The sequence below is a fragment of the Ideonella sp. genome, assembly GCF_035254525.1.
Classification (GTDB): domain Bacteria; phylum Pseudomonadota; class Gammaproteobacteria; order Burkholderiales; family Burkholderiaceae_C; genus Ideonella.
Genome location: NZ_DATFAN010000203.1, coordinates 1 through 12,175, shown reverse-complemented (window position 1 = coordinate 12,175; position 12,175 = coordinate 1). Strand labels below are relative to the sequence as shown.

The 12,175-nt window shown below is 72.1% G+C and carries 11 protein-coding genes; 2 read left to right on the top strand and 9 right to left on the bottom strand.

All coding sequences use genetic code 11. The features are described from left to right. The 6 genes from VJ693_RS22740 to VJ693_RS22715 form a co-directional block, all read right to left on the bottom strand. Nucleotides 1–1,030, bottom strand: a 1,030-nt coding sequence (locus VJ693_RS22740) for a DUF4255 domain-containing protein (protein WP_324158021.1), incomplete at its 3' end; no start/stop codon positions are given. Further along, nucleotides 1,027–1,833, bottom strand: a complete 807-nt coding sequence (locus tag VJ693_RS22735) for a hypothetical protein (protein WP_324158019.1) — start codon at nucleotides 1,831–1,833, stop codon at nucleotides 1,027–1,029. The genes VJ693_RS22735 and VJ693_RS22740, both read right to left, overlap by 4 nt. Before the next feature lie 8 nt (nucleotides 1,834–1,841). Beyond that, on the bottom strand, nucleotides 1,842–2,603 hold the full coding sequence (locus tag VJ693_RS22730) for a hypothetical protein (RefSeq protein ID WP_324158017.1): 762 nt from the start codon (nucleotides 2,601–2,603) through the stop codon (nucleotides 1,842–1,844). A 30-nt stretch (nucleotides 2,604–2,633) separates the two neighbouring features. After that, nucleotides 2,634–3,158 carry a phage tail protein gene (locus VJ693_RS22725; RefSeq protein ID WP_324158015.1) on the bottom strand — a complete coding sequence of 175 codons (525 nt, stop codon included), beginning with the start codon at nucleotides 3,156–3,158 and terminating at the stop codon, nucleotides 2,634–2,636. A 47-nt stretch (nucleotides 3,159–3,205) separates the two neighbouring features. Next, a complete protein-coding gene (locus VJ693_RS22720; protein ID WP_324158013.1) occupies nucleotides 3,206–4,807 on the bottom strand; it encodes a phage tail sheath family protein in 1,602 nt (533 codons plus the stop codon). Nucleotides 4,808–5,000: 193 nt separating this feature from the next. Further along, the gene (locus VJ693_RS22715; RefSeq protein WP_324158022.1) at nucleotides 5,001–7,352 is read right to left on the bottom strand and encodes a YgiQ family radical SAM protein; all 2,352 of its coding nucleotides are present in this window, start codon (nucleotides 7,350–7,352) and stop codon (nucleotides 5,001–5,003) included. 170 nt (nucleotides 7,353–7,522) lie between these two features. Between VJ693_RS22715 and VJ693_RS22710 the strand changes: the two genes are divergently transcribed. Beyond that, nucleotides 7,523–9,070, top strand: coding sequence for a PAS domain-containing hybrid sensor histidine kinase/response regulator (locus VJ693_RS22710; RefSeq protein WP_324158012.1), 1,548 nt, complete (start codon nucleotides 7,523–7,525; stop codon nucleotides 9,068–9,070). 75 nt (nucleotides 9,071–9,145) lie between these two features. After that, nucleotides 9,146–9,538 carry a hypothetical protein gene (locus VJ693_RS22705; RefSeq protein WP_324158010.1) on the top strand — a complete coding sequence of 131 codons (393 nt, stop codon included), beginning with the start codon at nucleotides 9,146–9,148 and terminating at the stop codon, nucleotides 9,536–9,538. Nucleotides 9,539–9,557: 19 nt separating this feature from the next. On the opposite strand, the gene VJ693_RS22700 is transcribed toward VJ693_RS22705, so the two are convergent. The 3 genes from VJ693_RS22700 to VJ693_RS22690 all read right to left on the bottom strand — a co-directional run. Next, a complete protein-coding gene (locus tag VJ693_RS22700; RefSeq protein WP_324158008.1) occupies nucleotides 9,558–10,031 on the bottom strand; it encodes a DUF1440 domain-containing protein in 474 nt (157 codons plus the stop codon). Between the two features lie 13 nt (nucleotides 10,032–10,044). After that, nucleotides 10,045–11,487: a PLP-dependent aminotransferase family protein gene (locus VJ693_RS22695; protein ID WP_324158007.1), complete on the bottom strand. Its 1,443-nt coding sequence runs from the start codon at nucleotides 11,485–11,487 to the stop codon at nucleotides 10,045–10,047. A 98-nt stretch (nucleotides 11,488–11,585) separates the two neighbouring features. Next, a partial coding sequence (locus VJ693_RS22690; protein ID WP_324158005.1) for a DUF1223 domain-containing protein occupies nucleotides 11,586–12,175 on the bottom strand: 590 nt, incomplete at its 5' end.

The window sequence follows — 12,175 nt, the reverse complement described above, 5'->3', positions numbered from 1 at the left end:
CGGCGGCGAGCGGCGAGGCGGTGATGCGCGGGGCCAGCGCGATCGGCACGGCGTTGGTCGACCAGGCGGGCTGGCCGGCCTGCACGACGCGGATCGAGACTGCGTAGACGCCGATGCCCCAGTCCGCCATCGCCGCGCTGTCTTCGGCCGGCGTGGGCAGGTGGGTCCGTCGCTCGCTCGCCGATGCGCCGGCAGCGAGCGGGCGCTCGAGCGTGAGGCCCAGCCGCCCGCAGTCGAACACGGCGCTCAGCGTGGCCTCGCGCTGCAGGCCGCTGCCGGCGAGCAGTGCGTCGTCGCCGAGTTGCAGCGCCGGCCACAGCGGCGACAGCGCGTTGCGCACCGCCTGCAGCACCGGCGGCGGCGCGGCTTGCGCGCTGGGCCCGCGGTCGTTCGCGCCGCGCTGCAGCACCGGCAGCGGCGCGCGCACCGGCCCGTTGGCCTGGATCAGCACCACCGAGACGATGTAGGCCATCGACGGGCGCCAGCGTGCCTGCATCGCCGTCCACAGCTTCGACAACTCGTCGGCGCCGAGGTAGTTCGGCGCGATCTTGATCAGCTCGAGCTGGTCGGCCAGGTCCTCGGCCGAGAGCGTGCCGAAGATGCCGGGCACGGTGTTGCCGTCCACCGGCGAGGGCGGGCCGAGCACGGTGCGCAGCTGCTCGCGCGTCAGCATCGGCGTCTCGTGCAGCAGCTGCATCGCGTAGCCGAGCAGGATCTCGGCGTTCAGGTCCTGCGTGCCGTAGGCGGTGAGCAGGTAGTGCAGGTCCAGCGCCAGCGGCGGGTTGCTGATGCGCTGGCCGCGGGCGTCGCGCGAGGGCAGGTCGGCGTTGCGCCAGCCCAGGTTCGGCGTGACCTGGTAGAGGAAGACGTTGAGCAGGTTGGTCTCGTTGTTGCCGGTGTTGATGCGGTCCGGCGCCTGCGCGGTGACCGAGAAGCTGCCCAGCGCCGACAGGTCGTGGTTCAGCAGCCCGTCGTTGAGCAGGTCCTTCATGGCGGCGGTGACGCCGGCGATGGCAAGGGCACCGCTCATCGATGGCCTCCGCGTTCGCGCAGGTACTGGTCGAGGCCGAGCCGCGGGGCCGTGCCATGTTGGCGCGGCGCGGGCGGCGCCGCGTGGGTGGCACGCACCTCGATGCGGCCGATCGTCACCTCGATCGGCGGCAGCGCGGGGGGCGGTGCCGCAGCGGCGGGCCGCTGGGCCGCGGGCAGGTTGCGGCGGCCTGGGGCATGCGGTGGCGGCACCGGCCGCGCGGGCCGCAGCGGCAGCACCGCGGGCACGGCCTGGGTGGCGGTCAGGCGCGGCAGCGTTGCCGGCAGTGGTGACGCGGCAGTGCGGTCGGCGTGCCGGGCAGGTTCGCTGATGGGCGCGGGTGCCGGGTTGCCCGACCGACGGGGTGCCTCGGCCGGCGCGGCCACGCTCGCCGACGGTGCCGCGCGCGTGAGCGACGGCGGCGCGCCCGCGGGGGCCGCGGCAGGCGGGTCGGGCCGGGCGCGAGCGGGCGGTGGCAATGCGGTGGCGCGGATCGTCGCGTCGATGCGCGGCGGCGCATGGTCCGCTGCGGGGTGCGCGGCCGCGGCGAGGGCGGGCTCCGAAGGTGTCGGCAGGACGGGAGCCCGCTGAGGTGCCGGTGCGGCCACGCCGCCGCGCTCGGGCGTGCCGCGCGGCAGCGCCATGGACTCGTCGGCAACATCGATCGACCCATCGACGGCAGCCACCGTGGCGCCCTCGAACAGCGCAGGCCGGCGGCGGCGCAGGATCGGTTCGCCGGGCGCCACGCGCTCGACAAGCCGGGCCAGGTGGCCGGCCGGGGATTGGCGAGATGACCCTTTCACGCTCGCGCTCATCCCTGCACCATCGCGATGTAGCGCTGCCGACGCGCGGCGCCCAGCGCCAGCACCTGCGGCTCGCTCCAGCCATAGGCGCTGGCCAGCGTGTGCACCTCGGCCAGCGTGCGCTCGGCCCAGTCGTCGAGCGCGTCCCACAGCGTGGCGCCGATGTCGAAGCGGCGGTCGAAGCCATGGCCGCAGGCCGGGCAGGCCAGCGCGACGCGCAGGTCGGCGCCGGGGTCGTGCACGGCCATCTCCTGCTGCAGGCGCTCGATCACCGGCGGCGGCAACTCGATGGCGGCCACCGGCTGGCCGGCGTGGCGGGCCTGCAGCACGCAGCGGTCGAGCAGGCGGGCCATCGCGGCGTCGGGGTCGCGGGCATCGCCGGTGTCAATTAGCGCGATCAGGTCGTCGCTGCCGGGCAGGCGGTAGGCCAGCTCGTAGCCTTCGCACTGCAGCGGCGGCACGCCAGCGCCGGCATCGGGCGGCTCGGGCCGCAGGTCGGTGGTGCGCAGCGCGAGCTCCAGCGCCTCGCCGCAGGCCGGGCAATCGACGCGCAGGTCCAGCGTGGCACCGAACAGGGTTTCGAACAGCGTGAACAGGTGGGCGTCACGCGTGCCGAGCGGCAGCGTGCCCCAGGCGCCCGGCGCCACCTCGGGCCAGGCCAGGCCGAGCAGCACGTCGGCGCGCTGCAGCGGGTGCAGCGCCTGCGCCTGCTCCCAGGCCTGCAGCAGTGCCTGTGCGCCGAGCGCGCCGTGGCCGTCGTGCGGGCTCATCGAGGGGGTCCATCGCGCCGGGCGGCGGGGTCAGGCCGGCTCGGTGAAGCTCGGCTCCGCGGGCTCGGGCGTCTCGACATCCCGCACCCAGCCTTCGTTCTCCAGCTTCAGGTGCTGGATCGCGATGGCGTTGGCGTTGGCATCGAGATCGGGCAGGGCCTGGAATTCGGAGACCCAGGCGCGGAACACCTTGTAGGCGATCGCGAGCTGGCCGCCCTCGTTGTAGACCTCGATGATCACGTCCTTGCGGAAGTCCTTCAGCGAGCTCTCGGCGCCCAGGCCGGCACCGAAGTTCCAGACCTTGTTGGCCCACTGCTCGAACTCCTTGTCGTGCGTGACGCCGCGCTCCAGCGTGATCGCCTCGAATTCGGTGCGGCCGGGCGATTTGCGGCTGCTGCTCGGGTCGCCGCCGTCGCGGTGCTTGACGACTTCGGTCGTGCGCTTGAGCGCGCTGACCTTGCACACGCCGGCCACGTACCGGCCATCCCACTTGACCCTGAACTTGAAGTTCTTGTAGGGGTCGAAGCGCTGGGCGTTGACGGTGAACTGGGCCATGGTCGGCTCCTTGATCGAGAGGGTGCGAACGTTGGGGTCGGGGCCTTTTAGACGTCGATCTGGCCGGCCATCTGCTGCAGCTTGATGATCACGAACTCGGCCGGCTTCAGCGGCGCGAAGCCGACCACCACGTTGACGATGCCCAGGTTGATGTCGTTCTGCGTCGTCGTCTCCTTGTCGCACTTGACGAAGTAGGCGTCGCGCGGCGTGCTGCCCTGGAAGGCGCCCTGGCGGAACAGGTTGTGCATGAAGGCGCCGGCGTTCAGCCGGATCTGCGCCCACAGGGGCTCGTCGTTGGGCTCGAACACCACCCACTGCAGCCCGCGGTACAGGCTCTCTTCGATGTACAGCGCGGTGCGCCGCACGGGCACGTACTTGTATTCGTCGGCCAGCAGGTCGGCGCCGCGCATCGTGCGTGCGCCCCAGGCGACGGTGCCGATGATGGGGAACACGCGCAGGCAGTTCACGCCCTGCGGGTTGAGCTGGCCGTTCTCGTCGTTGGTCAGGCTCACCGCCAGCCCCTGCGCGCCGGAGATGGCCGCGTCCACGCCGGCCGGCGCCTTCCACACGCCGCGGTTGGTGTCGGTGCGCGCCATCAGGCCGGCCAGCGCGCCGCAGGGCGCGAAGGTGTCGAGCTGGCCGTCGCGCCTCGGGTCGGCCTGCCGCAGGCGCGGGAAGAACAGCGCGGCGTTGCGTGCCCGCTCGCCGGCCAGGCCGAGCGCGGTCAGCGCGGCGTTGTTGTTGCCGACGATGTCGTTGGCCGAGTCCCAGGCCGCGGGCGGGTCGACGATCAGCATCGCGCGGCGCTTGACGCAGAAGTCGAGCGCGATGCTGTAGACCGCCGGGGTGGTGTCGCCCTCGCGGGTGTCCGGCGGGATGCACATCAGGTTGAACAGGTCGGTCCGCTGCAGCGCGAAGATGCCGGTCTTGTCGGCCTCGCTGCCCTGGTAGGTGGCGTCGTCCAGCGGCTCGCTGTCGCTGGCCTGGCCGGCGGTGGCCACGGGGGTGGACGCCGCGTCGTCGTTCCAGATCGTCTTGCCCGCCCCGGGGTCGGCGTGCTTGGGCGGCACGGTGGTGCCGGGCAGCGTGGTCGTGTCGGCCACGCGCAGCAGGGCCGATTCGTTGGCCAGCACCCGGTCGACGCGGCGCGGGCTTTCCTTCACCGTGAGGTTGACGAAGGTCTCGAGCGCGCCGTCGGAGCCGCGCCGCACGGTGAGGTTGAACAGGTCCGCCTTGGCCAGGCCGTAGCGCGTGGCGACGTCCTCCGAGACCTTGTCGTCGATGCGCACCCGCAGCGTGTTGCCCCAGCTGCCGCGCGACGCGGCGACGAGGTCGAGGTTGGTCAGGGCGATCTTCGCGGCGTCGTTGACGCCCTCGCCGCTCTTCTTCTTGTACAGCCGCACGATCACCGCCTTGGCGCCGCCGTTCTGGAAGAAGTCGCGCACCGAGTAGCTCATCGGGTACGTCGGGTCGAGCCCGCCGAACTGGCGCTCGAAGTCGCCGAAGGCGTTGATCAGCGTCGGCGCGTCGGTGCCCATCGCGGTGCGGCCGACGAATGCGGTGATCGAGGTGGCCACACCGGTGATGGTGCGCACGCCGCTGGGCAACTCCTCGATGTAGACCCCGGGGAACGAGACTGCGACTGGCATGGTGGGCTCCTCGCGCAATGCGCCAAGCGGATGTCGGCCGTGCCGATGTCGCAGGCGCAGCGTCGATTCCGAGCTGCCAATGTCGTCTGCCGCCGAAGCGCGCGCATCCCCCAACTCTGTGAGCCCGGGGGCTCCCATCCGTGGGGGGTGCATCCCCCAAGCCTGAGGGGGATGCCCCCCTACCTCGTGGGTGTCAGCGCGTGCGCGGCTTGCGTGCCGGCCGGCTGCCGGTGTCGCGCGGCGGCAGGCCGGTGTGCTGGGTCAGGATGCGGCCCTTGACGGGCTTGGCGGGCTTGACCGGCTGGGCCGCCCTAGCGGCCTGGGCGGAAGGCGCCGGCGTCGAGTTGCTGCGCCGCGCGCTCTGGTAGCCGCCGTCGGTGGCCGGCTGCCAGGTGGGGATCAGGTGGTGCTTGCCGTTGCCGATGAGATCCGCGCGGCCCATGTCCTTCAGCGCGTCGCGCAGCAGCGGCCAGTTGTTCGGGTCGTGGTAGCGCAGGAAGGCCTTGTGCAGGCGGCGGCGGCGCTCGCCGCGCACGATGTCGACCGTCTCGCCGCCGCGCTTGGGGTCGCGGTGGATGCCCTTGAGCGGGTTCAGGCCCGAGTGGTACATCGCGGTCGCGGTGGCCATCGGGCTGGGGTAGAAGGTCTGCACCTGGTCGGCGCGGAAGCCGTTGCGCTTGAGCCAGAGCGCGAGGTTCATCATGTCCTCGTCGCTGGTGCCCGGGTGCGCGGCGATGAAGTACGGGATCAGGAACTGCTCTTTCCCGGCCTCGGCGCTGAACTTGTCGAACATCGCCTTGAAGCGGTCGTAGGCGCCGATGCCCGGCTTCATCATCTTGGACAGCGGCCCGCCCTCGGTGTGCTCGGGCGCGATCTTGAGATAGCCGCCGACGTGGTGCTGCACCAGCTCCTTCACGTATTCGGGCGACTGCACGGCCAGGTCGTAGCGCAGGCCGGAGCCGATCAGGATCTTCTTCACGCCCTTCAGGCTGCGCGCGCGGCGGTACATCTTCACCAGCGGCGCATGGTCGGTGTTCAGGTTCGGGCAGATGCCGGGGTAGACGCAGCTCGGCTTGCGGCAGGCGGCCTCGATCTCCGGGCTCTTGCAGCCCAGGCGGTACATGTTGGCCGTGGGGCCGCCGAGGTCGCTGACCACGCCGGTAAAGCCCTTGACCTTGTCGCGCATCTCCTCGACCTCGCGGATCACCGAGTCTTCCGAGCGGCTCTGGATGATGCGGCCCTCGTGCTCGGTGATCGAGCAGAAGGTGCAGCCGCCGAAGCAGCCGCGCATGATGTTCACGCTGAAGCGGATCATCTCCCAGGCCGGGATCTTGGTCGCGCCGTCGTGGCCGCCCTTGCCGTCCGCATAGGCCGGGTGCGGCGAGCGGGCGTAGGGCAGGTCGAAGACGTGGTCCATCTCGGCCGTGGTCAGCGGGATCGGCGGCGGGTTGATCCAGACCTCGCGGGCGGTCTTGCCCTCGCCGTGGCGCTGCACCAGCGCGCGGGCGTTGCCGGGGTTGGTTTCCAGGTGCAGCACGCGGTTGGCATGGGCGTAGAGCACCGGGTCGCTCCTGACCTGCTCGTAGCTGGGCAGGCGGATCACGGTCTTCTCGCGCGGCGGCAGGGCGATGCGGCCCGATGCCGGCGCGGCGGGGGGGCGCACGAAGGTGATGGGCTTCACCGCGGGCTCGGCCACGGCCGTGTCGCCCTGTTCCTTGGTGCAACTCGTGCCTTGCGCCTCGGCCTGCTCGCTGGTCGTCTGGTAGGGGTTGATGTGCTCGTCGATGCGCCCAGGCAGGTCGACCTCGCTCGAGTCGAGCTCGAACCAGCCTTTGGCCGTCGGGTCATCGTGGCGGCGGATGAAGGCGGTGCCGCGCACGTCAGTGATGTGGCCCACCGGCTCGCGCGCGGCCAGGCGGTGCGCGATCTCGACGATGGCGCGCTCGGCGTTGCCGTACAGCAGCAGGTCGGCCTTGGCATCGACCAGGATCGAGCGGCGAACCTTGTCCTGCCAGTAGTCGTAGTGCGCGATGCGGCGCAGCGAACCCTCGATGCCGCCGAGCACGATGGGCACCTCGTTGTAGGCCTCGCGGCAGCGCTGGGCGTAGACCAGGCTCGCGCGGTCGGGCCGCTTGCCGCCGATGTTGCCCGGGGTGTAGGCGTCGTCGCTGCGGATCTTCCGGTCGGCGGTGTACCGGTTGATCATCGAATCCATGTTGCCGGCGGTCACGCCGAAGAACAGCTTGGGCGGGCCCAGCGCCTTGAAGGGCTCGGCCGATTGCCAATCGGGCTGCGCGATGATGCCGACGCGAAAACCCTGTGCCTCCAGCGTGCGGCCGATCACCGCCATGCCGAAGCTCGGGTGGTCGACGTAGGCATCACCTGTGACGATGATGATGTCGCAGGCATCCCAGCCCAGCGCGTCCATCTCGGCGCGGCTCATCGGCAGGAAGGGCGCGGTGCCGAAGCGCTTGGCCCAGTACGGCCGATAGGCGGTCAGGGCCTTTGGCGCTGTCTGGGCTTTCTGGGCTTTCGGGGCCTTCACGGTCGGGGCGGCGAGGTCGGGGCGGGTCACGGTGGGGGCCTGGGCGAGGCTCGAGGATGGGCGCGCGAGGCGAACCCGCCATTGTCCCTGTTGGCGCCCTCGCACGCCAGCGCAGGGGCTTGGGGCGCGGATCCGGCCGCCCACGGCACGATGATTGCCCGCAGGCAGCCATGACCCCGCCTCCCTCGGCCAGCGGCCGCCCTCCCCGCGACCCCGCGCTGCCCTCGACCGAGGAGAACGTCCGCCTCCTGGTCGACAGCGTGACCGATTACGCGATCTTCATGCTCGACACCGAGGGCCGGGTCATCAGCTGGAACGCCGGCGCCCAGCGCATCAAGGGCTACCGGCCGGAAGAGATCATCGGCAAGCACTTCGAGCGCTTCTATCCGGAAGACAAGGTGGCGGCCGGCTGGCCGCGTGAGGAGTTGCGGCGCGCCCTCGCCGAGGGCCGGCTGCAGGACGAGGGCTGGCGCATCCGCAACGATGGCTCGCGCTTCTGGGCCGGCGTGGTGATCACCCCGGTGTTCGACCACACGGGTGTGCACCGCGGCTTCGCGAAGGTCACGCGCGACATGTCGGACCAGCGGCGGCTGATCGAGCTGGAGCAGGCCGCCCAGCGCATGAACGAGTTCATCGCGATGCTGGCGCACGAGCTGCGCAACCCGCTGGCGCCGATCTGCAACGCCGTCAGCGTGCTGCGCATGCAGCCCGATCTGCCGCCGGTCGTGCGCAAGATGGGCGACATGGTCGACCGCCAGGCGCGGCAGCTCACCCGGCTGGTCGACGACCTGCTCGACGTCGGGCGCATCGCGACCGGCAAGATGTCGCTGCAGCGCGAGCACCTGGACTACCGCGAGCTGCTGCTGGCCAGCATCGAGGCGGTGCGCCCGCTGATGGTGGCCAAGCGCCATCGGCTCGAGATCGAGGTGGCGCGGGCCATCCCCATGCACGGCGACCCGACGCGGCTGTCGCAGGTGCTGCACAACCTGCTGTCGAACGCGGCGCGCTACACGCCCGATGGCGGCCGCATCACGATCAGCGTGGTGGTCGACGGCACCCGCTGCGTCACCCGCGTGTGCGACAACGGCCAGGGCATCGCGCCGGACGCGCTGGAGCGCATCTTCGGCCTGTTCGAGCAGGAGGCCGGCGTGGCGCGCGACCCCTCCGAGCGCAGCCTCGGCATCGGCCTGACGCTGGCGCGCACGATGGCCGAGCTGCACGGCGGCAGCCTGACCGCCCACAGCGAGGGGCGCGGCCGTGGCGCACGCTTCGAGCTGGTGCTGCCCTGCGAGGCGCCCGTGTCGGCCACGGTCGTCGGCGCCGCCGGGCCCGCCGTGCAGGCGAATCGCCTGCGGGCGCTGGTGGTCGACGACAACCGCGACTCGGCTGACTCGATGGTGATGCTGCTCGGGCAGCTCGGCCACGAGGCGCACGCGGCCTACGCTGCCGAGCCGGCGCTGCGCTCGGCCACCGCCACCGACCCGACGCTGGTGCTGCTGGACCTGAACATGCCGCAGCAGGACGGTTTCGAGGTGATCCGCCGCCTGCGCTCGACCGTTCACCACCCGCTGTACGTGGCGGCGATGACCGGCTACGGCCAGCGCAGCGACCGCGAGCGCACCCGCGGCGCCGGCTTCGACGAGCACCTGACCAAGCCGGTCTCGCTGGACCAGCTGCTCCGGGTGATCGAGCGCGCGTCGGCGCTGATCCGCCACTGAATTGGGGGCAGGGGCTGGCGCGGCCGGGCGCCACGGCCTACATTGAACGCCCACCCTTGGCCGGAGGAATTCGCCATGCCGCTTCGCCACGCATCGATGCAGCACCAGCTTCACAGGAACGGGGTGCGCTTGCACACCGCGATGATGAGCCGCATCCAGTCGCACGGGGCCGACGACCCGCCGTCCGAAGAGGAACTGGAGCTGATGGAAGAACGGCGCAAGCTGAAGGCAGAGCGCGACGAGCGCCATGCCCAGGAGCAGCAGGTCCGGCCCAAGGCGCCGAAGACCGTGCGCACGACCCGCGCGCAGCCCAAGCCCAAGGAGGCCAAGGAGGCGTCGAAGGACAAGGACGCCAAGGCCGCCAAGAAAGCCGCCAAGCCGCACCTGACCCGCACCGAGAAGCACGCCCAGAAGGCCGCCGCGCTGGATGCCGCGCGCAAGTCCGCGAAGAAATCAGCCAAGACCTGAGAGGCTCGGTCCGGCCCGGTCATCCGCTCGCGGCGCCCGCCGCGAGCAGTCGCCGGGCCCACCACGCGATCGGCAGGCCGACGAAGAACAGGTGGCTGCCGACGTCGGCCATGCGCCAGGGCCACATCGTGGGCGGCGGCGACGCGCGCGACAGCGGCAGCACCACCAGGTGCATCGTGGCGTACAGCACGAGGCCGTAGGCCAGGCCGGTGAGCCAGGGGGGGCGGCGCATCAGCTCGGGCCACTGCTGGGCGGCCAGGCCGTAGGCGGCGGCCATCATGCTCGCGATGAACAGGTGCAGCACCACGCCCAACCAGGCGGTGGGCGGGCCGCCGCTGTAGGCCTCGCGGCCCAGCAGGCCGGCCGAGACGCTCTGGAAGATCTGCATCGGCGCGGCGCCGCGGGCGATGCCCCAGTAGGTGCAGGCGAGCAGGCCGTCGAGCAGCGCGGCGGTGCCGCCGGCGATCAGGGTGTAGTGCAGCAGGCGAGGCATGGTCAGGCTCCTTTCACAAGGTGTCGATCGCCCGGCCGAGCAGCCGCACCGCGGCGTCGATCTCGCTGGGCGACTGCGCGGCAAAGCCGAACAGCAGCCCCGGCGTGCGGGGCGGGTTCATGTAGTGGCGCGACAGCGGGTGCAGGCCCAGGCCCATCGCGGCGGCCTGCTCGGTCAGGTCGTTGGCGCGCGCGGCGGCGCGGCCCTTGAGCCAGCCCACGAGGTGCATGCCGGCCGGGCTGTCCTGCAGCTCGATGGCATCGCCGGCGTGCTGCTGCAGCGCCGTGACCAGCGCGTTGCGCCGCGCCCGCAGCGCGCGCACGACCCGGCGCAGGTGGCGCTCGAAGCCGCCGGTGGCCATGAAGTGCGCCAGCGCGGCCTGCTCGATCGCCGGGCAGCCCATGTCGGCCAGGCGCTTGGCGTTGACGAAGTCCTGCTTCAGCCCGCGCGGCACCACCATGTAGGCCAGCCGCATCGACGGCGCCAGCACCTTCGAGAAGGTGCCGATGAAGATCACGCGGTCGGGCTTGTCCGTCGCGCGCAGCGCGGCGACCTGGCGGTTGTCGTAGCGGATCTCGGCGTCGTAGTCGTCCTCGACGATCCAGGTGTCGTGCCGCACCGCATAACGCAGCAGCTCCTGCCGCCGGCGCTGCGACATCACCGCGCCGAGCGGGAACTGGTGCGAGGGCGTCGCGAAGATCAGCCCCGGCCGGCGCGCCGGCAACTGGTCGGTGACCAGCCCCGACCGGTCGACCGGCACGCCGATCACACGCGCGCCGTGGGTGAGCAGGGTCTGCCTGATCGAGAAGTAGCCCGGCTCCTCGATCACGGCGCTGTCGCCCTCGTCGAGCAGCACCCGAGCGCACAGCGACAGGCCCTGCTGCGTGCCGGCGACGATGATCACGTCGTCCGGCGTCGCCAGCACCGCACGCCGCTCGCGCAGGTACTCGCACACCGCCTCGCGCAGCGCGGGCAGGCCCTGCATCGGCGGGTAGCCGGGGCCGGTGTAGAGCGCGGCGCGGGCCAGCTCGTTGCGCCATTGCTCGGGCAGCAGCGCATCGGTGAAGGGCTCGCCGTACTGCAGGTTGTGGCGCAGGCTGGGCCGGTAGCGCCAGAGCGCGAATTCGTGCTCGAGGGCACGCGCGCGGCGCGCCCAGGCCGAGGGCGCGTCGACACGCGGCGCCGAATCGGCGGCGGGCCGGCCCGCCGGGGCGAGTGCCGGCGGGGCCGCGTTGACGAAGCTGCCGGCACCGACCCGGCCGCGCAGCAGGCCGGTGCTGCCCAGGTGCTCGTAGGCGGCGCGCACGGTGTTGCGGGCCAGCCCCAGCGTCTGCGCCAGCTCGCGCGTGGCCGGCAGGCGCGCGCCGCCGGCGATGCGGCCCTGCTGCACCGCGTGGCGAATCGCGCGGCTGAGTTGCAGGTACTGCGGGCCTTCGCCGTCGAGGTCCAGGTGCATGGTGTGTCCTTGCAGGGGGGCCGCCGCGGATGGAGGGCAGCATGGCGGGGCAAGGATAGTCGGGGGGCGGGCTGGGTGCAGCCCGGCCCAGGGGACGCTCACAACGCACAGGCGGCCCAGGTGGCGTTGACGACCGTGCCGTCCTCGGTCTCGGCCCAGGCGACGAGCGTGGCATCGTGCATGCCGCCCGCATCGCCGGCGGGTGGCAGCGCCAGCCGCAGCGGCAGCACGCGCATCGCGGCGGCCGACGTCGATGCCGCCAGCGGCCCCGTTGCGCTGCGCACGACGTGAGCGTGCTGCAGCGTCAGGCCCTGGTTCTCGCCACCGGTCACGCGTGACACCAGCCCGCTTTGCAGCAACACCGCCTGCCAGCGCAGAGCGGCGCTTGCGCCCTCGACACGCAACTCGAGCCGCAGGTTGTCGCCATCGCGCTCGATGTGCGCCAGCGCGAGCGACGGCGCGCCCGCCGGTGTGGCCGAGCGCAGCACCCGCGAGCGGAGGGCGCGCGCGTCGCGCCAGGCTCCGAAGCCGCGCCCGTCGAGGAAGACCTGCGGCGTCGCGACGATCTTCGCGCCGGGCTGCGCCTGCGCGAGCGCCTGCTGCCGGCGCGACGATTCGGCCAGCGCAAAGCGGTCCTTCCAGCCCTGGTCGTCGAAGTAGTCCACATGCCAGACGACCGGCACGATCT